The 24,540-nt window shown below is 69.4% G+C and carries 4 protein-coding genes; all 4 read left to right on the top strand.

What is annotated here, in order from left to right; all coding sequences use genetic code 11:
* Positions 1–6,469 (top strand): non-ribosomal peptide synthetase (locus NMG10_RS24180; RefSeq protein ID WP_254465263.1); only part of this gene is annotated, 6,469 nt, incomplete at its 5' end.
* On the top strand, positions 6,466–20,991 hold the full coding sequence (locus tag NMG10_RS24175; RefSeq protein ID WP_254465262.1) for a non-ribosomal peptide synthetase: 14,526 nt from the start codon (positions 6,466–6,468) through the stop codon (positions 20,989–20,991). The genes NMG10_RS24180 and NMG10_RS24175, both read left to right, overlap by 4 nt.
* Positions 20,992–21,057: 66 nt before the next feature.
* Positions 21,058–22,212, top strand: a complete 1,155-nt coding sequence (gene macA / locus NMG10_RS24170; protein ID WP_198745913.1) for a macrolide transporter subunit MacA — start codon at positions 21,058–21,060, stop codon at positions 22,210–22,212.
* Positions 22,213–22,214: 2 nt separating this feature from the next.
* Positions 22,215–24,218, top strand: a complete 2,004-nt coding sequence (locus tag NMG10_RS24165) for a MacB family efflux pump subunit (RefSeq protein WP_232857742.1) — start codon at positions 22,215–22,217, stop codon at positions 24,216–24,218.
* Positions 24,219–24,540 lie beyond the last annotated feature (322 nt).

The following is a 24,540-nucleotide window of genomic DNA, read 5'->3' as shown; positions in this document are numbered from 1 at the left end:
TTCGCTGCTCGCGGTGAGCCTGATCGAGCGCATGCGCAAGGCCGGGCTGGATGCCGACGTACGCGTGCTGTTCGTCCAGCCGACCCTGGCCGCGTTGGCGGCGGCTGTGGGGTCGGGACGTGAAATCGAGGTGCCAGCCAATCGAGTCCCAAGTGATGCGAAGCACATCACGCCAAACATGCTCAGCCTGATCGACCTGGACCAGGGCAGCATCGACCGTATCGTCGCCAGCGTGCCGGGTGGTGCGGCCAACGTGCAGGAAATCTACCCGCTGGCGCCGTTGCAGGAAGGTATTCTCTACCACCACCTCAGTGCTGAGCAGGGCGATCCTTACCTGCTGCAGACCCGTCTGGCCTTCGACAGCCTGGATCGGTTGCAGGCCTGTGCCGAGGCCTTGCAAGAGGTCATCGATCGTCACGATATCCTGCGTACCTCGGTGGTCTGGGAGGGGCTGGGCGAGCCGGTGCAGGTGGTCTGGCGCCAGGCTCGCCTGGCGGTCAGCGAGGTCACCGGCCTGGGCGAAGAGGCGGTGATCGAGCGGCTGCACGCGCACTTCGATGCCCGCCTGCAACGCCTGGACCTGACCCAGGCGCCGCTGCTGCGCCTGACCTACGCCCTGGACCCGGCCCTGCAACGGGTGGTGGCCGTTTTACACTTCCACCACCTGGCCCTGGATCACACGGCGATGGAGGTGATCGTCCACGAACTGCAGGCGATCCTCTCCGGTCGCCGGCACCTGTTGAGCGCGCCCGTGCCGTACCGCACCTACGTGGCCCAGGTACGCCTGGGCGCCGCCGAGGCGGGGCACGAGGCGTTCTTCCGCGACATGCTCGGCGATGTCGACGAGCCGACCCTGCCCATGGGGCTGGCCGATGTGCAGGGCGACGGGCGTGATATCGAGGAGTCGCGCCTGCCGCTGGATCCGGCCTTGTCGCGCCGGGTGCGCGAGCAGGCAAGGGCGCTCGGGGTCAGCGCCGCGAGCCTGATGCACCTGGCCTGGGCCCGCGTGGTGGGTGTGCTGGCGGGGCGCGGTGACGTGGTGTTCGGCACCGTGCTGATGGGCCGCCTGCAAGGCGGTGACGGCGCCGACCGGGCGCTGGGGGTGTTCATCAACACCTTGCCGCTGCGCATCGACACCGCCAAGGGCGCCCGCGATGCGGTGCAGGCCACCCACCAGCGGCTGTCGGCGTTGCTTGGGCATGAGCATGCGTCGTTGGCACTGGCCCAGCGTTGCAGCGGCGTGCCGGCCTCGGCGCCGCTGTTCAGTGCCTTGCTCAACTACCGCCATAGCCCGACGGATACGGTCGGTGTGGATGTCGCAAGCTTCCAGGGCATGCATCAGCTCGGCGGTGAAGAGCGCAGCAACTACCCGCTGACCCTGAGCGTGGACGACCACGGGGAAGGTTTCAGCCTGAGCGTACTGGCCCAGCTGGGGATCGGTGCCGAGCGGGTCGCAGGTTGGATGACCGCTGCCGTGAGCCAGTTGATCCAGGCGTTGGAGCAAGGTGGCGCGGCGCAGGTCGACATGCTGCCCATCCTCGAGGGCATGCAGCGACGCCATGTGCTCGAAGGTTTCAATACCACGGCCGTGGATTATCCCCAAGGTCAGACCGTGCACGCACTGGTCGAGGCCCAGTCGCCCGAAGCATTGGCCGTTGTACAGGGCGGGCTGAGTCTGAGCTATGGAGAACTTAATGAGCGTGCCAACCGCCTGGCTCATCATCTGATCGAGCGGGGCGTGGTCCTGGGCGACCGCGTGGCGCTGTGCCTGGAGCGTGGCCCGCAGCGGCTGCTGGCGATGCTGGCCGTGCTCAAGGCCGGCGCGGCCTATGTGCCGGTCGATCCGGGCTATCCGGCGGAGCGGATTGCCTATCTGCTCAGCGACAGCGCGCCGGCGATGGTGCTGGTCGAATCGGCCACCGAAGCGTTGGTCGGCGATGCAGCCAAAGTCATGCTGGATGGCGATGACTGGCTCGACCACGCGGCCAGCAATCCTGTGGTTGCAGGGCTGGACGAGAATCAGCTGGCTTATGTCATCTACACCTCCGGTTCCACCGGCCAGCCCAAGGGGGTGATGGTCGAGCACCGCACCCTGGCCAACCTGATCCACTGGCATTGCCAGGCCTTCGAGTTGGATGAGGGCAGCCACATCTCCAGCGTCGCGGGCTTCGGCTTCGATGCCATGGCCTGGGAAGCCTGGCCGGCACTGAGCACCGGGGCGGTGCTGCACCTGCCGCCGGCGTCCATCGGCGGCGAGCATGTCGATGAACTGCTCGACTGGTGGCTGGAACAGCCGCTACAGGTCAGCTTCCTGCCGACACCGGTCGCCGAGCAGGCACTGCGTCGCGAACGCCAGCACCCGACCCTGCGCACGCTGCTGGTCGGCGGTGATCGCCTGCGCCAGTTCGACCGCGATCCGGGCTTTGCGCTGGTCAACAACTATGGCCCGACCGAGAGCACCGTGGTGGCGACGTCGGGGCAACTGCAACCGGGCGGTGCGCTGCATATCGGCAAGCCGACTGCCAACACCCGCGTCTACGTGTTGGACGAGCAACGCCAACCCGTACCGGTGGGGGTGACCGGCGAGCTGTACATCGGTGGTGCGCAGGTCGCCCGGGGCTATCTCAACCGGCCTGAACTGACCGCCGAGCGCTTCCTCGACGATCCGTTCAACGGCGGGCGGATGTACCGCACGGGCGATCTGGTGCGCTGGAATGCCGATGGCACGCTGGACTACCAGGGTCGCAATGACGACCAGGTGAAGATCCGTGGCGTACGGGTCGAGCTGGGCGAGATCGAGGCCGCGCTGAAGGCCCAGCCGGGGATTGCGGATGCGGTGGTGCTGGTGCGCAACGAGCGCCTGCTGGCGTGGTTCACCGAAGCTGATGTGGTCGATATCGATACCTTGCGCCAAGGGCTACAGGGCAGCCTTCCTGGTCACTTGGTACCGCAAGCCTTCATGCGTCTGGAGGAACTGCCACTGACCAGCCACGGCAAGCTGGACCGCAAGGCGCTGCCGGATCCGGACCCCTCGGCCCTGGTGCGCCAGGCCTACGTTGCGCCAATCGGCGCCACCGAGGTGGCCATGGCCGCGACCTGGGCCGAGGTCCTGGGTATCGAACAGGTTGGTCGCCATGACAACTTCTTCGAGCTCGGCGGCCACTCGCTGCTGGCGGTGAGCCTCACCGCGCGCCTGCGCCAGGCCGGCCTGCAGGCCGACGTGCGCACCCTGTTCGGCCAGCCGACGGTAGCGGCGCTGGCGGCAACCTTGGGCCATGGCCGCCAGGTCGAGGTACCGGCCAACCGGATTCCGGCCGACTGCACCCGGATCACCCCGGACATGCTGCCGCTGGTGGACCTTGAACCTGCCGCCATCGAGCGCATCGTCGCCACGGTGTCGGGTGGCGCGGCCAACGTGCAGGATATCTACCCGCTGGCGCCGTTGCAGGAGGGCATTCTCTACCACCACCTCAGCTCGCCGGAGCACGATCCCTATGTGCTGCAATCGCGCATGGCCTTCGCCAGCCGTGACCGGCTGCACGCCTTCGTCGATGCCCTGGGCAAGGTCATCGCCCGTCATGACGTGCTGCGTACGTCAGTGCTGTGGGACGGCCTGCCGCAGGCATTGCAGGTAGTCTGGCGCCAGGCTGAGCTGGCGCTGTTCGAGGTGGCCGACGAGGCTGCGGTGCCTCATGCCCTGGCCCTCGACCGGGCGCCACTGGTGCGCCTGTACCACTGGCCGGACGCGCAGGGCGCCGGAAGGCAGGCTGTGCTGCAGTTCCACCATATCGTCCTCGACCATACCGCGCTGGATGTGCTCGGCCGGGAACTGGTCAGCTATCTGCAAGGCGCGCCGGTGCCCGCCGAACAGGGCGCGCCGTACCGCAACTACGTGGCCCAGGCGCGGCTGGGCGTCAGCCAGGCCGAGCACGAGGCGTTCTTCCGCGAGCAGTTGGGCGATATCGACGAGCCGACCCTGCCGTTCGGCCTGGGCGACGTGCAGGTCGACGGCCTCGGCATCGAAGAGGCCCAGCTATGGCTGGACGAACCCCTGGCCACCGGTCTGCGCCAGCAGGCACGGCAGCTGGGCATCAGCGTCGCCAGCCTGTTCCACCTGGCCTACGCCCGCCTGCTGGCCGCCGCCAGCGACCGTGACAGCGTGGTATTCGGCACCGTGCTGCTCGGTCGCCTGGAAGGCGGCGCGGGAGCGGACCAGGCGCTGGGCATGTTCATCAACACCTTGCCGCTGCGCCTGGACCTTGCAGGCATCAACCTGCAGGACGCCGTGCGCCAGACCCAGCAGCGCCTGAGCGCCTTGCTGGCCCACGAGCATGCCTCGCTGGCCCTGGCCCAGCGTTGCAGCGGCGTGCCGGCCCCGGCGCCGCTGTTCAGCGCCATGCTCAACTACCGCCACGGCAGCCAGGCGGACGAGGACCAGCGCCAGGCCCTGCAAGGCATCGAGACCCTGGACAGCAACGAGCGCAGCAACTACCCGCTGAGCCTGAGCGTGGACGATATAGGCGAGCGCTTCCGTCTGGTTGCCCTGGCGCCGGCGGCGGTCGGCGCGGCGCGTGTCTGCGAGCAGATGCGGCGGGTGCTGGAGGCCATGGCCGAGGCCTTGGCCCATCAGCCACGGCAAGCGCTGCTGCAACTGCCAGTACTGTCGGCCGAGGAACGCGACCAGCTGGTGCACGACTTCAACCGCACGGCGCAGCCCCACGACCTGAACCGGACCCTCCAGGACCTGTTTGAGGCCCAGGCGTTGCGTAGGCCCGAGGCCGTTGCGCTCAGCACCGAGCAGGGTGAACTCAGCTATGAGCAGCTCAATGCCCAGGCCAACCGTCTTGCCCATCACCTGATCGCGCTGGGTGTACGGCCCGACGATCGGGTGGCGATCTGTGTCGAGCGCGGTCTGTCGCTGGTGGTCGGCCTGCTGGCGATCCTCAAGGCCGGTGGCGCCTATGTGCCGCTCGACCCGGATTACCCGGTCGAACGGATCCGCCACATGCTGGTCGACAGCCAGCCACAAGCGGTTCTGGTGCAGGCGGCCACCCGGGCGCTGATGGGGGATCTGCCACTGACCCAGGTCGATCTCGACCTGGCGGACTCGATCCGTGAGCCGGAGCACAACCCGCAGGTGCCGGGCCTGACCGCCGCCAACCTGGCCTATGTGATCTACACCTCCGGCTCCACCGGGCTGCCCAAGGGGGTGATGGTCGAGCACCGCAACGTGGTCAACCTGGTGCACTGGAGCGCCGGGCTGTTCCCGGGCGAGGGCGCTTTACTGCACAAGACCCCGGTGAGCTTCGACGCCTCGGTGTGGGAGCTGTTCTGGCCGCTGTGCAGCGGCGTGCGCCTGGTGCTGGCCAAGCCGGACGGTCAGCGCGACCCGCAGTACCTGGCCGAGCTGATCCACCAGCAACAGGTCGGCGTGGTGCAGTTCGTGCCGGCGTTGCTGCAGCAGTTCCTCGAGTACGAGGCCAGCGCGGCCTGCGCCAGCCTCACCGATATCGTCTGCGGTGGCGGCGAGTTGACCGAGGCCCTGGTGCACCAGGTGCGCGAGCGCTTGCCACGGGCAAGGCTGCACAACGTCTACGGGCCGACCGAGACCACGGTCGATTGCAGCGTCTGCACCTTGCACCCGCAGGACCCGCTGACGCCCGGCGCGCTGCCCATCGGTCGACCGATCGACAACACCCGGCTGTACGTGCTCGACGGCCACGACCAACCCGTGCCGTTGGGCGTTGCCGGTCAGCTGCATATCGGCGGCGCCGGGGTGGCGCGTGGCTACCTGGGGTTGCCGGAGCAACAGGCCGAACGCTTCATCGCCAGCCCGTTCGCCGACGGCGAGCGGCTGTACCGCAGCGGCGATCGGGTACGCCAGCGCCCTGACGGCAGCCTCGAGTTCCTCGGCCGCACCGACCACCAGATCAAGCTGCGCGGCCTGCGCATCGAGCCGGGCGAGATCGAGGCCTGCCTTGCCCGGGTACCCGGGGTGCGCGAAGCCGTGGTGCTGGTGCACGACGCCCAACCGACCGGCCCGCGCCTGGTGGCCTATGTCACCGGCGCCGCGCCGCCCGCCGAGGTTCTGCGCGAGGCGCTGCTGGGGCAACTGCCCGAGTACATGGTACCGGCGCTGTTCATGGCCCTCGACGCCTTGCCGCTGACCCCCAACGGCAAGCTCGACCGCAAGGCACTGCCGCAGCCGGACCTGCCGGCGCGCGTCTACGAGGCGCCGCAAGGCGACACCGAGCAGCTGTTGGCGCGTATCTGGGGCGAGCTGCTGGGCGTGGAGCAGGTAGGCCGCCACGACAACTTCTTCGAACTGGGCGGCCACTCGCTGCTGGCCGTGACCCTCACCTCGCGCTTGCGCGAGGCGGGCCTGGAAGCCGACGTGCGCAGCCTGTTCGAACACCCGACGCTGGCAGACTATGCCGCCATCACAGACAGAATGGAGATCGTCCTGTGAGCATCAACGAACTACTGGCGACCCTGGCCGCCAACAATGTCCAGCTGGCCCTCAAGGATGGCCAGCTGGTGGTCCAGGGCAATCGCCAGGCCCTGAGCGACGCCGCGCTGGTGGCGCGGCTGCGCGAGCACAAGCCGGCGCTGCTGGGGATGCTCGAACGTGGCGAGTACGTGGCGGCGCGCCAGGGCAGCGTCGAGGTACCGGAAAACCGCATTCCGGCAGGCTGCACGCGGATCACCCCGGCCATGCTCAGCCTGGTCGAGCTCGACCAGGCCAGCATCGACCAACTGGTCGAAGGCGTGCCCGGCGGCGCGGCCAATGTGCAGGACATCTACCCGCTGGTGCCGTTGCAGCAGGGCATGCTGTTCCACCATGCCAGCGCCGGCGACCACGATCCCTACGTGATGCAGGCGCGCTTCGTGTTCGCCAGCAGCGCCCGGGTCGAGGCCTTCGCCCAGGCCCTGCAAGGGGTGATCGACCGTCACGACATCCTGCGCACCTCGGTGCACTGGAAGGCCCTGGAGGCGCCGGTGCAGGTGGTCTGGCGCCAGGCCCGCCTGCGGGTCACCCAGCTCGCCGAGGGCCAGCTGCCGGACAGCGGCTTCGACCTGACCCAGGCACCGTTGATCCGCCTGCAATGCCAGGCGGCGCAGGCGGACGGGCAGGTCCACGCGACCCTGCAGTTCCATCACGTGGCCATGGACCACAGCGCCCTTGAGGTGGTGCGCCACGAAATGCTTGCCTTCCTGCTCGGCGAAAGTGCCCGACTGGGCCGTCCGCTGCCGTTCCGCAACCATGTGGCCCAGGCCCTGCTGGGCGTCGGCGAGGCCGAGCACGAGGCGTTTTTCCGCGACATGCTCGGCGGCGTGGACGCGCCGACCCTGGCCTATGGCCTGGCCGATGTGCAGGGGGATGGCGCGGCGCTGAACGAGCACGCGCTGGACCTCGACCTGGCGCTGTGCCGCGCGCTGCGCGCCCAGGCTCGCAGCCAGGGGGTGAGCGTCGCCAGCCTGTTCCACCTGGCCTGGGCGCGGGTGCTGGGCGGCCTGACCGGGCGCGACCAGGTGGTGTTCGGCACCGTGCTGATGGGCCGCCTGCAAGGCGCCGAGGCCACCGACCGGGCGCTGGGCATCTTCATCAACACGCTGCCGTTGCGGGTGGACCTGGACGACGCCGACCTGGCCTGCGCGATCAAGGCCACCCACCAGCGCCTGAGCACGCTGATGCGCCATGAGCACGCGCCCCTGGCCCTGGCCCAGCGCTGCAGCGGCGTGGCGGCGCCGACTCCGTTGTTCAACGCCTTGCTCAACTACCGCCACAGCGCGGCCTCGGGCTCCGAAGCGGTGCTGCGCGCCGGCTGGGCCGGGATCGAGATCGTGCACGCCGCCGAGGCCACCAACTACCCCTTGACCCTGAGCGTCGACGACTTCGGCGAAGCGTTCCGCCTGACCCTGCTGGCCAGCCCCGAGGTGCCGGCACGACGTGTCTGTGCCTACCTGGAGCAGACCCTGCGCAGCCTGCTTGCGGCGACGTCCACCGCTGAAGTCAGGGCGCTGCCGATGGTGCCTGCCGACGAGCGTGAGCAACTGCTGGAAACCTTCAACCAGACCCCGGGCATCGAACAGTCGCACGGTCCGTTGCATCGGCGTATCGAGGCCGTGGCCCAGGCCCATCCCCACGCCCTGGCCGCCACTGCCAATGACCAGTCGCTGACTTATCAGCACCTGAACCAGCGCGCCAATGCCCTGGCTCACCACCTGATCGGCCTCGGCGTGCGCCCCGATGACCGCGTGGCAGTGTTCGCCCGTCGTGGCCTGGACACGCTGATTGGCCTGGTCGCGGTGCTCAAGGCCGGCGCCGGCTACGTGCCGGTGGACCCGGCCCATCCGGACGAGCGTGTGCGCTACCTGCTCGACGACAGCGCGCCAGTGGCCGTGCTGACCCAACAAGCGTTGCGCGGCCGCCTGGATGGGATCACGGTGCCCGTGCTGGCGCTCGATCAGCCTGACTGGCCGCAGCGGCTGGATGATCCAGCCGTCGCCGACCTGGGACCGGAACACCTGGCCTACGTGATCTACACCTCGGGCTCCACCGGGCAGCCGAAGGGGGTGATGGTCGAGCACCGCACCCTGAACAACCTGGTGGACTGGCACTGCCGGGCCTTCGACCTGTGCCTGGGCCGGCACACTTCGAGCCTGGCCGGCTTCGGCTTCGACGCCATGGCCTGGGAGGTCTGGCCGGCGTTGTGCGCCGGGGCCACCTTGCACCTGGCGCCCGCCGGCGAGGGCCACGAGGACCTTGATGCGCTGCTGGCCTGGTGGCGCGCCCAACCGCTGGATGTCAGCTTCCTGCCCACCCCTGTGGCCGAATACGCCTTCAGTCATCAACTGGGTCACCCGACCTTGCGCACCCTGTTGATCGGCGGGGATCGCCTGCGCCAGTTCAACCGCACCCAGACCTTCGCCGTGGTCAACAACTACGGCCCGACCGAAACCACCGTGGTGGCCAGCTCCGGGGTGGTGGAGGCGGGGGGCGCGCTGCACATCGGCGGCCCTGTGGACAATGCCCGCCTGTACGTGCTCGACGCCGGCTTGCAGCCGGTGCCATTGGGCGTGCCGGGCGAGCTGTACATCGGCGGTGCAGGGGTCGCCCGTGGCTACCTCGGCCGCCCGCAACTGACGGCCGAGCGCTTCCGCGACGACCCGTTCGCGGCAACGCCGGGCGCGCGCATGTACCGCACCGGTGACCTGGTGCGCTGGCTTGCCGACGGCACCCTCGATTACCTGGGGCGCAACGACGACCAGGTGAAGATCCGTGGGGTACGCATCGAACTGGGCGAGATCGAGAACCGCCTGAACAGCCTGCCGGGCATCGGCGAGGCCGTGGTGGTGGCGCGTGAGGACCAACCCGGCCAGCCGCGGCTGGTGGCCTACTTCACCGCGCAGACGGGTCTCGAGGCACCGTTGCCCGAGCACCTGCGCACGCAACTGCTGGCCCATCTGCCGGAGTACATGGTGCCGGTGGCCTTCGTCGCCCTGCAGGCGCTGCCGCTGACCGCCAACGGCAAGCTCGACCGCCGCGCCTTGCCGGCGCCTGAGCGTTCGGCGCTGTTCGAGCGTGGCTACGTGGCCCCCGAGGGCGAACTGGAAACTGCCCTGGCCCAGCTGTGGGCCGAACTGCTGCAGGTGGAGCAGGTTGGCCGGCATGACCATTTCTTCGCCCTGGGTGGCCATTCGCTGCTGGCCATGCGCATGGTCTCCCAGGTGCGCCTGCGCCTTGGCGTCGAGCTGACCCTGGCCGAGCTGTTCGCCAACCCCGAACTGGCCGCCGTGGCCCAGGTGCTGGCGAGCGCCGGGCACAGCGCGCTGCCGGCCATCGTCGCGGTGCCCCGCGAGCAGCCCCTGCCGTTGTCGTTCGCCCAGCAGCGTCTGTGGTTCCTGGCCCAGCTGGAGGGCGGCAGCCAGGCCTACAACGTGCCGCTGGCCCTGGGCCTGCGTGGCTCGGTGGATGCCGACGCGCTGGAGCGTGCCCTGCTGTGCATCGTCGCGCGCCACGAAGGCCTGCGCAGCCGCTTCGTACCCGCAGGCGACAGCGCCGAGGTGCACGTCGCCGCCACGCCGCTACCGGGCTGGCTGCGGCGCCTGAGCCTGGCGCCCGATGACCTGGCCGCGCACCTGCAGGCCGAGGCCACCGCGCCGTTCGACCTGGTCGAAGGACCACTGTTGCGCGCCAGCCTGCTGCGCCTGGAGGATCAGCACCATGTGCTGCTGCTGACCCTGCACCATATCGTCGCCGACGGCTGGTCCCTCGGCGTGCTGACCCGTGAGCTGGGCGCGCTGTACCCGGCCATGTGCCAGGGCCTGGACGATCCGTTGCCGGCCCTGGCCATCCAGTACGGCGACTATGCCGTGTGGCAGCGACGCTGGCTGGCCGGTGAGCAACTGCAACGCCAGGCCGACTACTGGCGCCAGGCCCTGGATGGCGCGCCGACCCTGCTGAGCCTGCCGAGTGACCGGCCACGACCGCCACGCCAGGACTTCAGCGGCGCCAGCCTGGCGCTGCAGCTGGATGCGCGCCTGGGGGCCGGCCTGCGGGCCCTGGCCCAGCGGCATCAGGCAACTCTATACATGGTGCTGCTCAGTGCCTGGGCCGCGACCCTGGCGCGCCTGTCCGGGCAGACAGAGGTGGTGGTCGGCTGCCCGGTGGCCGGACGCGGCCATGCCGAGCTGGAGCCGCTGGTGGGGCTGTTCGTCAACACCCTGGCGCTGCGCATCGACACGTCGGGCGCGCCGAGCAGCGAGCGCCTGCTTGCCCAGGTGAAGGCACGCCTGCTCGACGCCCAGGCGCACCAGGACCTGCCGTTCGAGCAGGTGGTGGAGATCGTCCGCCCGGCGCGTAGCCTCGGCCACACGCCGTTGTTCCAGACCACCCTCAACTGGCTGGCCACCGAGGGCGTCGCGCCGAGCCTGGCGGGTTTGCGCCTGGAGGGCGTGGCCCAGGCCAACCAGGTGGCCAAGTTCGACCTGTCGCTGAGCATGGGCGAGCAGGGCGAGGCGTTGGTCGGCAGCCTCGAGTACGCCACGGCATTGTTCGATGAAAGCAGCGTGTGCCGTTTCGCCGGTTACTTCGAGCGCCTGCTGCGGGCCATGGTCGCAAACGACCAGGCGCCTCTGGCCGAGGTGGAGTTGGTCGGCGGCGCCGAACGCCGACGCCTGCTGCACACCTTCAACAACAGTGCCCGGACATTCCCGGTCGGCCAGACCCTGCCGGCCCTGATCGAGGCCCAGGCGGCCCGTGCCCCGCAGGCGCTGGCCGCCGTGGCCGGCGATGCACGCCTGAGCTACGGCGAGCTGAACCAGCGCGCCAACGCCCTGGCCCATCACCTGATCGAACGCGGCGTAGGGCCCGATGACCGGGTCGCGGTGGTCGCCCGGCGCGGCCTGGATACCCTGGTGGCGCTGCTGGCGGTGCTCAAGGCCGGTGGCGCCTATGTACCGGTGGACCCGGCGCATCCGGATGAGCGCCTGCGCTACCTGCTCGAGGACAGCGCCCCCGTGGTGGTCCTGGCCCAGCAGGCGCTGCTGGCGCGCCTGGGCGGGCTGACCTTGCCTGTGCTGGCCCTGGACCGGGCGGACTGGCCGGCGCGTACGGACAATCCCGAGCTGTCCGGCCTGCTGGCCAGCCACCTGGCCTACGTGATCTACACCTCCGGCTCCACCGGGCAGCCCAAGGGCGTGATGGTCGAGCACCGTACCTTGGCCAACCTGGTGCACTGGCACTGCAAGGCCTTCGAGCTGGGCGCCGGCGAGCACACTGCCAGCGTCGCCGGCTTCGGCTTTGATGCCATGGCCTGGGAGGTCTGGCCGGCCCTGTGCGCCGGCGCGGTGCTGCACCTGCCACCGGCCGAGCTGGGCAACGAGCAGCTCGACGGCCTGTTGGCCTGGTGGCTGGAGCAACCGCTGAAGGTGGCCTTCCTGCCGACACCGGTCGCCGAATATGCCTTCACCCAGGGGCTGCGCCATCCGACCCTGCGCACCCTGCTGATCGGTGGCGACCGCCTGCGCCAGTTCACCCGCGACCCCGGCTGCGTCGTGGTCAACAACTATGGCCCCACCGAGGCGACGGTGGTCGCCACCTCCGGCCTGGTGCTGCCGGGCGGCGCGCTGGACATCGGCCGGCCTATCGCCAATGCCCGGGTCTACCTGCTGGACGAGGCGCGGCAACTGGTACCGTGTGGGGTGACCGGCGAGCTCTACGTGGGCGGTGTCGGGGTGGCGCGGGGCTACCTGAACCGTGCGCATCTGACGGCCGAGCGTTTCCTCGACGACCCGTTCAGCGAGCAGCCCGGCGCACGCATGTACCGCACTGGCGACCTGGCTCGCTGGAACGCTGACGGCACCCTGGACTACCTGGGCCGCAACGACGACCAGGTGAAGGTGCGCGGCCTGCGCATCGAGCTGGGGGAGATCGAGGCGCAGTTGCTGGCCTTGCCTGGCGTCGCCGAAGCGCTGGTGCTGGCCCGCGAGGATCAGCCCGGCCAGCCGCGCCTGGTGGCCTACTACATCGCCGGCCCTGAGGCGCAGCCGGTCGGCGCCCTGCGCGCCGCCCTGCAACAGCGCTTGCCGGGCTACATGGTGCCGACGGCCCTGGTGCGCCTGGATGCCTGGCCATTGACCGCCAACGGCAAGGTTGATCGTCGCGCGCTGCCGTTGCCCGAGCGCGAGGCGTCGGCCAGCCAGGTCCACGAGGCCGCCGAGGGCGCGCTGGAAACGGCCCTGGCCGAACTGTGGTGCGAGCTGCTGCAGCTGGAACGGGTAGGGCGCCAGGACCGCTTCTTCGAACTGGGCGGCCATTCGCTGCTGGCCATGCGCATGGTCGGCCAGGTGCGGGTGCGCCTGGGTCGGGAGCTGTCGCTGGGCGAGCTGTTCGGCGACGACCGCCTGCTGGCGGTGGCGGCGACCCTGGCCGAGCGCGGTGGCGAGGTGCTGCCGGCCATCGAGCCGACGCCCCGTGGCCAGTCCCTGCCGCTGTCGTTCGCCCAGCAGCGCCTGTGGTTCCTGGCGCAGATGGACGATGCCAGCGCCGCCTACCACATTCCCCTGGGCCTGGCCTTGCACGGCCCGCTGGACCGCGCGGCGCTGGAGCAGGCACTGGCGCGCATCGTCGAGCGTCACGAGAGCCTGCGCAGCCACTTCACCCAGGAAGGCGCCGAGGCAAGGGTACGCGTGGCCCCGGGCCGCGGCGGCTTCGCCCTGGCCTGGCACGACCTGCGCGGCGCCGCGCAGCAGTTGCCCGAACTGATGCAGGCCGAGGCGCTGCTGCCCTTCGACCTGGCGCACCAGTTGCCGGTGCGTGGCCGCCTGCTGTGCCTGGCGGCAGAGCATCACGTGCTGCTGCTGACCTTGCACCATATCGTCGCCGACGGCTGGTCGATGGGCGTGTTCACCCAGGAGCTGGCGGCGCTGTACCAGGCTTTCAGCGAAGGGCGCGACGACCCGCTGCCGGCGCTGGCGATCCAGTATGGCGACTACGCCCTGTGGCAGCGCCGCTGGCTGGTCGGCGACGCGCTGCAGCGCCAGGGCGAATACTGGCAACAGGCCCTGGCCGGCGCGCCGGTGCTGCTGACCCTGCCCACCGACCGGCCACGGCCGGCCCGCCAGGACTACCGCGGTGACCGGATCGAGATACGTTTGGACCGGCGTCTGAGCGAAGACCTCAGGGCGCTGTGCCTGCGCCACGGGGTCACCCCGTTCATGCTGTTCGGCGCCGCCTGGGCGGTGCTGCTGGCGCGCCTGTCCGGCCAGGCCGAGGTGGTGATCGGCACACCGGTGGCCAACCGTCGGCAGGCCGAGGTCGAAGGGCTGATCGGCTTGTTCGTCAACTCCCTGGCCCTGCGCATCGATACCGCCGGACTGCCCGACGTCGGCGCGCTGCTGGCCCGGGTCAAGGCCTGCGTCAGCCAGGCCCAGGACCATCAGGACCTGCCGTTCGAACAGGTGGTGGAACTGCTGCACCCGCCGCGCAGCCTGGCCCATACCCCGCTGTACCAGGTGTCGCTGGCCTGGAACGGCGTGCCGGGCGAGGCCCTGCAACTGGGCGACCTGCAACTGGAGGCACTGGGCGGCGCGCAGATCTTCGCCAAGTTCGACCTGACCCTGAGCCTGGGCGAGACCGCCGACGGCTACGGCGGCGCCCTGGAGTTCGCCACGGCACTGTTTGACCGGGCGACCATCGAACGCCATGTCGGCTACCTGGAGCAACTGCTGTGGGCGATGGCCGGCAGCGACCAGGCGGTGCCGGCGAAGGTCGAACTGCTGGGCGCCGCCGAGCGTCGCCAGGAGCTGGTGACCTGCAATGCCAGCGAATTGGTCGGCGGCTTGCAGCAACCGGTGCAGGCGTTGTTCGAGGCGCAGGTGGCGCGTATGCCGCAGGCGTTGGCGCTGCAGGCCGAGGACGGCCAGATGAGCTACCGGCAACTGAACGAGGCGGCCAACCGCCTGGCCCATCAGCTGATCGCCCAGGGCGTGGTCGCCGACAGCCGGGTCGCGGTGTGCCTGGCCCGTGGGCCGCAACTGCTGGTCGGGCTGCTGGCGGTGCTCAAGGCCGGCGGCGCCTACGTGCCGCTGGACCCGGGCTACCCCGACGAGCGCCTGGCCTACATGCTTGCCGACAGCGCGCCGCTGGCGTTGCTGGTGGATGCCGGCAGCCGCGGGCGCTTCATCGACAGTGCCGTGCCACGCCTGGACCTTGACCAGCCGACCTGGACCGGCCAGTCGCCGGACAATCCGCAGGTGAGCGGCCTGGGTGCCCGGCACCTGGCCTACGTGATCTACACCTCCGGCTCCACCGGCACGCCGAAAGGGGTGATGGTCGAGCACCGCAGCCTGTGCAACCTGGTGCACTGGAGCTCGCGGCTGATCGCCCCGACCGTCGAGGGCGCGCTGCTGCACAAGACCCCGGTGAGTTTCGACGCCTCGGTGTGGGAGCTGTTCTGGCCGCTGTGCGCCGGCCTGCGCCTGGTGCTGGCGCGTGCGGACGGCCAGCGCGATCCGGCCTACCTGGCGGCGCTGATCCAGCGCCAGCAGGTCAGCGTGGTGCAGTTCGTGCCGGCGCTGCTGCAGCAATTCCTCGCCCTTGAGGCCAGCGCGGCCTGTGACAGCCTCACCGATATCGTCTGCGGCGGCGGCGAGCTGACCACAACGTTGCTGCAACAGGTGCGCGAGCGCCTGCCGCAGGTACGCCTGCACAACGTCTATGGCCCGACCGAGGCCACCGTCGATTGCAGCGTCTGGACCCTGGAGCCCGGGCAACCGCTGCCTGAAAGCGCGCCACCGATCGGCCGGCCGATCGCCAATACCCGGCTCTACGTGCTCGACCGCAACGGCCTGCCGGTGCCCCGTGGCGTGGTGGGCGAGCTGCACATCGGCGGCGTCGGCGTGGCCCGTGGCTACCTGGGCCTGCCGGAACTGGACGCCGAGCGCTTCGGCGACAGCCCGTTCGTGGTCGGCGAGCGCCTGTACCGCAGCGGTGATCTGGTGCGCCGCCGCGCCGACGGCGAGCTGGAGTTCCTCGGCCGCGACGACTTCCAGGTCAAGCTGCATGGCCTGCGTATCGAACTGGGCGAGATCGAGGCCTGCCTGGCCAGTCATCCCGCGATTCGTGAAGTTGCGGTGCTGCTGCGTGGCGAGCGGTTGGTCGCCTGGTTCACCGCCCACGACGACGCGCCCGGGATCGAGGCGTTGCGTCGGCATGCCCTGGCGCAGCTGCCAGACTACATGGTGCCGTCGGCCTATGTGGGGATGCCGGCCATGCCGCTGACCGCCAATGGCAAGCTCGACCGCCAGGCGCTGCCCGAGCCCGGCGCCGAGGCCGTGCTCAGCCGTGCCTACGAGGCGCCGCAAGGGGAAGCCGAAACCCATCTGGCGGCACTGTGGGCCGAGCTGCTGAACGTGCCGAGGGTAGGGCGCCAGGACCACTTCTTCGAACTGGGTGGCCACTCGCTGCTGGCGGTGACCCTGATCGCCCGCCTGCGTGCCGAAGGCCTGGAGGCGGACATCCGCGTGCTGTTCGCCGAGCCGACCCTGGCCGCCTTGGCCGGCACCCTGGGCCAGCATGGCGGGCCCCGGGTGCCGGCCAACCGTATTGGCGCCGACTGCCGACGCATCACACCGGACCTGCTGGCGCTGGTGGCGCTGGAGCAGGCGGCCATCGACCGCATCGTCGCCCAGGTCCCGGGCGGCGCCGCCAACGTGCAGGACATCTACCCGCTGGGGCCGTTGCAGGCGGGGATTCTCTACCACCACCTGGCCAGCGAGGGGGATGATCCGTACCTGTTGCAGGCGCGTTTCGCCGTGGCCGACCGCGCGCGGCTGGAGGCGCTGCAGCGGGCCTTGGACCAGGTGATCGCCCGTCACGATATCCTGCGTTCCTCGCTGTACTGGGACGGCCTCGCCGAACCCGTGCAGGTGGTGTGGCGCCAGGCATCGCTGCCAGTACAGGAGGTGTCGCCGGGGGCGCCGCAGGTCTTGCGCCTGGACCTGACCCGCGCACCCATGCTGCGCTTGCTGCACAGCCAGGACCCGGCCAGCGGGCGCATCACCGCGACCCTGCTGTTCCACCACCTGGTCATGGACCACGTGGCCCAGGATGTGCTGCGCGCCGAACTGCAGGCCTGCCTGCTCGACGAGCAGCGCCAGTTGCCCGCGCCGGTGCCGTACCGCAACTACATCGCCCAGGTGCTGCAAGGCGCGGGCGAGGCCGAGCACGAGGCGTTCTTCCGCGAACAGCTGGGCGACATCGACGAGCCGACCTTGCCCTATGGCCCGCATCCGCTGGCTCATCAGGGCGCCGAGGCCGAAGCCCGGATACTGCTGGACGACGGCCTGGCGCGACACCTGCGCGAGCAGGCGCGGCTGCTGGGCGTCAGCGCCGCCAGCCTGATGCACCTGGCCTGGGGGATGGTGCTGGGGCAGTTGTCGGGGCGCGACAGCGTGGTGTTCGGCACCGTGCTGCTCGGTCGCCTGCAGGGTGGCGAAGGCGTGGAACGCGCCTTGGGCGTGTTCATCAACACCTTGCCGCTGCGCCTGGAGGTGGGCCGCCTGCCGGTGCGCGAGGCGCTGCTCGACACCCACCGCCGGCTCACCGGGTTGCTGGTGCACGAGCATGCGCAACTGGCCCTGGCCCAGCGTTGCAGCGCGCTGCCGGCCGGCGCGCCGCTGTTCAGCGCCTTGCTCAACTACCGCCACAGTGCCACGGCCCTGCTCCGTGACGGTGCAGCCGGGCGCGCCTGGGAAGGCATCGAGCTGCTGCATGCCGAGGAACGCAGCAACTACCCGCTGGCCCTGAGCATCGATGACCTGGGCGAAGGCTTCGGCCTGACCGCGCAGTGTGCGCCGGGCCTGGATGCGCGACGACTGTGCGGTTATCTGCAACAGGCCCTGGAAAACCTGGTCGAGGCCCTGACTCAGGATCCCGAACGAGGCCTGGAACGGCTGGAGATCGTGCCGGCCGAGGAACGCCGGCGGCTCCTGGTGGGCTTTAACGCCACGCAACGTGATTACCCGCGAGCGTTGCCGGTGCAGCGCCTGTTCGAGCAGCAGGTGGCGCGGCACCCGCTGGCGCTGGCGGCGCGCCACGATGAACGCCAGCTCACCTATGGCGAGCTCAACGAGCAGGCCAACCGCCTGGCCCATTGGCTGATCGGCGAGGGCGTGGCGGCAGGTGACCCGGTGGCGATCCTGCTGCCGCGTTCGTTGCCCTTGCTGGTGGCGCAACTGGCCGTGCTCAAGTGCGCGGCCATCTATGTGCCGCTGGACATCAACGCCCCGGCCGAACGCCAGGCGTTCATGGTCCAGGACTGCCAGGCCGTGGCGCTGCTGACCCTCGGCAGCCTGGCGGCGGAATGCGAGGCGCGGCGCATCGACCTGGACTGCCTGGCCCTCGACGACCAGCCGGCGCACAACCCGAACCTGGCGCAGGACGCCGACGCGGTGGCCTATGTGATGTACACCTCGGGCTCCACCGGCACGCCGAAGGGGGTGCGGGTGAGCCACCGCGGCATCACCCGGCTGGTGCTGAACAACGGCTATGCCGACTTCGATGCCAGCGACCGTTTCGCCTTCGTCTCCAATCCGGCGTTCGACGCCGCCACCCTGGATGTCTGGGGCGGCCTGCTCAACGGTGGCCAGGTGCTGGTGATCGATCACCAGACCCTGGTCGAGCCAACGCAGTTCGCCACCGCGTTGCGCCAGGGTGGCGCCAGCGTGATGTTCGTCACCACGGCGCTGTTCAACCAGTATGTGCAGCTGATCCCCGAGGCCCTGGCCGGGCTGCGGGTCCTGCTGTGCGGCGGCGAGCGCGGCGAGCCCGCCAGCTTCCGGGCGTTGCTGGCGCGGGCGCCGAACCTGCGCCTGGTGCACTGCTACGGGCCCACCGAGACCACCACCTTTGCCACCGCCTGCACCGTGCGGGCCGTGGCCGACGGCGCCGAGCATGTGCCGATCGGCGGCCCGATCGGCAATACCACGGCCTATGTACTCGACGCGCACGGGCGCCTGCTGCCCGAAGGCGTGACCGGCGAGCTGTACATCGGCGGCGACGGCGTAGCGCTGGGCTACCTGAATCGCCCGCAACTGACCGCCGAGCGTTTCCTCGACGACCCGTTCGGTGCTGGGCCCGGCGCGAGGTTGTACCGCACCGGCGACCTGGCCCGCTGGCGTGATGACGGCCAGCTGGAGTGTCTGGGGCGCACCGACGACCAGGTGAAGATCCGTGGTTTCCGTATCGAGCTGGGCGAGATCGAGCAGCACCTGGCCCAGTGCCCGGGCGTGGACGAGGTCGTGGTCATGGCCCTGCGCCTGGAGCAGGGACCGCTGCGCCTGGTGGCCTGGTACACCCGTACCGACGCGGCCCTCGACGGCGTGGCGTTGCGCGGTTTCCTGCGCGAACGGCTGCCGGAGTACATGTTGCCGGCGGCGTTCGTCGCGCTCGAGGCGTTGCCGTTGACCAACAATGGCAAGGTCGACCGCCGGGCGCTGCCGCTGCCGGGCGCGCAGGACCTGGCCGTGGCGGTGTTCGAGGCCGCTGCAACACCGGTGGAACAGGCATTGGCCGCGCTGTGGGCGCAAGTGCTGGAGGTCGAGCGGGTGGGGCGGCATGACAGCTTCTTCGAACTGGGCGGGCATTCGCTGTCGGCGATCCGCCTGGTAGGCGAGATGCGCCAGGCCGGCCTGCACACGACCCTGGCGGAGCTGTTCCAGCACCCGACCATCGCCACCCTGGCAGCGCGCCTGGGCGAGGGTGCGCACGAGGACGAAGGCCTGGTCACGGTGCGCGCCGCAGGCAGCCAGCCTGCCTTGTTCCTGATCCACGAGTTCAGTGGCCTGGACCTGTACTTCCCGGTCCTGGGGCGGCATATCGAAGGTGATTTCCCCGTCTACGGCCTGGCTGGCGTCGCCCCTGGGGAGGCGCAGCTGAATACCATGGAGTGCCTGGCGGCACGCCTGGTACGGCGGATCCGCGCCGTGCAGCCGCACGGGCCGTATCGGCTGGCGGGCTGGTCGTTTGGCGGCGTGCTGGCCTACGAGGTGGCCGCGCAGTTGCTGGGCGCGGACGAGCCGGTGGCCTTCGTCGGTCTGATCGACACCTACGTGCCGCGCCTGAGCGACCAGGGCAAGGCGCGCTGGCAGGGGCCGCACCTGCTGCAAGGGCAGCTGTTGCTGCATTGCCGGGTGCATTGGCAGGCCCAGGGCGAGGCGGGGGCGGCGCAGTTGGCCGAGATCGAGGCATTGCAGCCCGGGGCGCTGGCGTTCGACGCACTGCTCGCCCACTGCCGTGATCGCCAGCTCCTGGTGCCCGGCCTGGTCCAGGCCAGCGACGGGCAATTGCGCCACTTCTTCGAGCGTCACCTGGCCCATGGGCATGCCCTGGCCCACTACCGGCTGGCAGCGTTGCCGGTGCCGCTGCATCTGTTCGTGGCCGAGCAGCGCAGCGCCGGCATCGTCACCGACAGCCCGACCCTGGGCTGGGCCGAGGCCTTGCCGGGGCAGGCGTTGCATTGCCTGAGCGTGCCGGGCGATCACCAGAGCATGGTGCAGGACCCGCAGGCGGCGGTGTTGGGCCAGGCCATTGCGCAGGCGTTGCAGGCCGCACCCGGTGGCGTTCGGCCGACACACCAGCCGCTGCTGGCGATCCAGAGCGGCACGCCGTCCCATGTCCCGGTGTTCTGCGTACCGGGGGCCGGCGACAGCGTGACCAGCTTTATCGGCCTGGCCGAGGCGCTGGGGCCGGATTGGCCGGTGCATGGCCTGCAGGCCCGGGGCCTGGCCGCGGGCGAGGTGCCGCACAGCACAGTGGAGGCCGCCGCCGACTGCCATGTCCGGGCCATCGAGGCGCTGTACCCCGAGGGCCCGTTGAACCTGGTCGGGCATTCGTTCGGTGGCTGGGTGGCCCACGCCATGGCGGCACGCTTGCAGGCCAAAGGGCGCGAAGTGCGCTCCCTGACCCTGGTCGACAGCGAGGCGCCGGGCGCGGGGGGCAGTTGCGGCAAGCCGTACACCTTTACCCAGGCCCTGCAGCGGCTGATCGAGTCGTTGCAACTGTCCACCGGCAAGTCGTTGGGCATCGAACCTACGGCCTTTGCCGAAGCCGACGATCAGGAGCAACTGCGCCAGTTGCACGCGGCCATGGTGCGGGTCGGCCTGATGCCGTCACGCTCTTCGGCGCAGGCACTCGAGGGCGTGGTGCGGACCTTCGCCACGGCCCTGCGCACGGTGTACCGTCCCGAGGGTGGGTTCAACGGCCTGGCGCGGCTGGTGCTGGTGGCTGATCCGAGTCTGGACGTCGCCGGCAACCAGCGCGAGCAGCAGGCCATGGAGGAGGGCTGGCGCGATTGGCTGCCGCAACTGGAGGTGTGGCAGGGGCCGGGTAACCATTTCAGCATCCTCAAGGTGCCGGATGTGTTCAGCCTGGCGGCGTGGTGGCATGACGGGCAGGCCCTGCATCACGGCAGGGTGAAGCAGTAACACCGTCGTGGGCGCGGGGCATGCCCGCGCCCACGGGACCTCATCGGATTCTGGAAGAACGGTTTTATGGAAAAGACGAAGTTTCGCAAGATCACCCTTGGGGTCGCCGCGGCCCTGGTCGCCGGCATCGTGCTGTACGCGGTGCAGGCCCCGGCCAAGCCGCCGCAGTACATCACCGCCACGGTCGAGCGTGGCGACATCGAGAACGCGGTGCTGGCCACCGGCACCCTGGAGGGCATCCGCCAGGTAGACGTCGGTGCCCAGGTTTCCGGGCAGCTCAAGTCGCTGAAGGTCAAGCTCGGTGACAAGGTCAGCGAGGGCCAGTGGCTGGCCGAGATCGACCCGCTGGTGCCGCAGAACACCCTGCGCCAGGCCGAGGTCGACGAGGAGAAGCTGCAGGCCGAGCGGCGCTCGGTGCAGGCCAAGCTCAAGCAGGCCAAGCGGGTCTACGAGCGGTACGAGGTGCTGCAGGACGACGAGTCGATCTCGCGCCAGGATTTCGAGAGTGCCGAGTCCGAGTTCGAGGTGCAGCAGGCCAACCTGCGCTCGCTGGACGCGCAGATCAAGAGCGCCCGGGTGCAGATCGACACCGCCAGGGTCAACCTCGGCTACACCCGCATCGTCGCGCCGATCAACGGCCATGTGGTGGGCATCGTCACCCAGGAAGGCCAGACGGTGATCTCCAACCAGTTGGCGCCGGTGATCCTCAAGCTGGCCGATCTCGACACCATGACCATCAAGGCCCAGGTGTCCGAGGCCGACGTGATTCACATCAGCCCCGGCCAGCAGGTGTACTTCACCATCCTCGGCGATGACCAGCGCTATTACGCCAAGCTGCGCGGCACGGAGCCTGCGCCGCAGAACTACCTGGAAAGCAGCGACAAGAACAGCGGCGCGGCCAAGCAGGCCAGCGCGGTGTTCTACAACGCACTGTTCGAGGTACCCAACCCCGAGCACCGCCTGCGCATCTCGATGACCGCCCAGGTGCGCATCGTCCTCGACACCGCCCAGGGCGTGCTCACCGTGCCGGTGGCGGCGCTGGGGCCGCGCGACGCCGACGGCAGTTTCCCGGTACGGGTGATCGACGGCAAGGGCTTCGCCCAGGTGCGCAAGGTCCAGGCGGGGATCAACAACAACGTCAAGGTGCAGGTCAAGGATGGCCTGGCCGAAGGCGATCGGGTGGTGATCGGCGAGCCGGTGTCGGGCGAGGCGGGGGCGTGAGCATGAATATGACCGTCGAGCTTTCACCGCACCTGGCGCGGCCTGCTGACCAGAAGCAGCCGTTGCTGCGCCTGCAGGGGGTCAGCCGCAGCTTCATGGCCGGCGACCGTGAGTTCCTGGCGCTCAAGGGTATCGACCTGCAGATCCATGCCGGTGAGCTGGTGGCGATCATCGGCGCCTCGGGCTCGGGCAAGTCGACCCTGATGAACATCCTCGGCTGCCTTGACCATGCCAGCGCCGGCAGCTACCAGGTCAGCGGCCAGGAAACCCGCGACCTGGACGACGACGCCCTGGCTGCGCTGCGGCGCGACTATTTCGGCTTCATCTTCCAGCGCTACCACCTGTTGCCGCACCTGGATGCCCTGCGCAATGTGGAAATTCCGGCGGTGTATGCCGGCGTGCCCCAGGCCGGGCGCCATGCCCGTGCCCGTGAACTGCTGGGGCGTTTGGGCCTGGGCACCCATCTGGCCCACCGGCCGAGCCAGCTGTCCGGCGGCCAGCAGCAGCGGGTGAGCATCTGCCGGGCGCTGATGAACGGCGGCGAGGTGATCCTTGCCGACGAACCCACCGGCGCCCTCGACACCGCCAGCGGCAAGGAGGTGATGAACATCCTGCTGGAGTTGCACGCTGCCGGGCACACGGTAATCCTGGTGACCCACGACCCCAAGGTCGCCGCCCATGCCGAGCGGATCATCGAGGTCAGTGACGGGCAGATCGTCAGCGACCGCCGCACCCGACCCGAGACACCGGCGCCAGCCGCCGAGGCCACGCCGGCTGTCGAGCAGGCGCCGCGGCGGCTGGTGGCAAGCCTCGGCCTGTTCCGCGAGGCCTTCAAGATGGCCTGGATCGCCCTGGTCTCGCACCGCATGCGCACCTTGCTGACCATGCTCGGGATCATCATCGGCATCACCTCGGTGGTGTCGATCTCGGCCATCGGCGAGGGCGCCAAGGGCTACGTGCTCAAGGACATCCAGGCGATCGGCAGCAACACCATCGACATCTATTCGGGCACCAGTTTCGGCGACAGCCGGGCCAAGGCCATCGAGACCTTGATGCCGGCGGATGTGACGGCGCTCAACGCGCTCTACTACGTCGACAGCGCCACTCCGGTGATCGGCCAGAGCTCGCTGGTGCGCTACCGCAACATCGATGCTGACGTGCAGCTCAACGGCGTCAGCGAGCAGTACTTCCAGGTGCGCAACATTCCGCTGGCCTCGGGGATCGTGTTCAGCGCCGACGACGCCCGGCGCCAGGCGCAGGTGGTGGTGATCGACCACAACACGCGCAAGCGCCTGTTCGGCGACGGGGTCAACCCGCTGGGGCAGGTGATCCTGGTCGGCAAGCTGCCGTGCACGGTGATCGGCGTGACCGCCGAGAACAAGAACCTGTTCGTCGCCGGCAACACGCTGAACGTGTGGATGCCCTACGAGACCGCCGCTGGGCGGGTGCTCGGCCAGCGCCACCTGGACAGCATCAGCGTGCGGATCAAGGATGGCATGCCGAGCAAGCGGGTCGAGGAGGAGGTCAACAAGCTGATGCTGCAGCGGCATGGGACCAAGGACTTCTTCACCAACAACCTCGACAGCATCATGCAGACCGTGCAGAAGACCAGCCGCTCGTTGACCCTGCTGTTGTCGCTGATCGCGGTGATTTCGCTGGTGGTGGGGGGGATCGGGGTGATGAACATCATGCTGGTGTCGGTCACCGAGCGGACCCGGGAGATTGGCATTCGCATGGCGGTCGGGGCGCGGCAGTCCGATATCCGGCAGCAGTTTCTGGTGGAGGCGGTGATGGTCTGTCTGATCGGTGGGGTGATCGGGATCGGGTTGTCCTATGGGATCGGGTATCTGTTTGCCTTGTTCGTCAAGCAGTGGGAGATGGTGTTTTCGTTGGGGTCGGTTGTTACGGCGTTTGTTTGTTCTACGTTGATTGGGATTGTGTTTGGGTTTGTGCCGGCTCGGAATGCGGCGCGGTTGGATCCTATTGAGGCGCTGGCTCGGGATTAAAATATGATGGGTTGGGTTGGGTTGGGTTGGTGTCGGAAGTTGTATGCGTATTCATTTGCGATGTCGACGCCTATTCACCTTTCCGCCCTTACGGCGGGTAACTTTTTGAAGGATCAAAAAGTCACCAAGAAATCCTCGCTCCATTCATCCGGCCCTACGCTTCGCTCCGGGTCCCCTCACTCCGGTCTTGCTCCCGGGAGGACCGCGCTGCAGGGCCCATCCTGGGCCCCAGCGCTTGACGGGCATCCATGCCCGTCACCTCCCTCCGCAAGTCCTGCGTTCGGCCTCCTGAAGTCGCGAAGTTACGGGCGGCGCCTGGACT

The organism is Pseudomonas sp. DVZ6 (assembly GCF_024259445.1).
Classification (GTDB): Bacteria; Pseudomonadota; Gammaproteobacteria; order Pseudomonadales; family Pseudomonadaceae; genus Aquipseudomonas; species Aquipseudomonas peradeniyensis.
Note: the sequence above shows the minus strand (reverse complement) of the source record. Positions and strands in the feature narration are given on the sequence as shown.

Coding starts and splice junctions, on each gene's coding strand:
- NMG10_RS24165 (WP_232857742.1), top strand. CDS start 22,215: ATGAATATGACCGTCGAGCTTTCACCGCACCTGGCGCGGCCTGCTGAC.
- macA (WP_198745913.1), top strand. CDS start 21,058: ATGGAAAAGACGAAGTTTCGCAAGATCACCCTTGGGGTCGCCGCGGCC.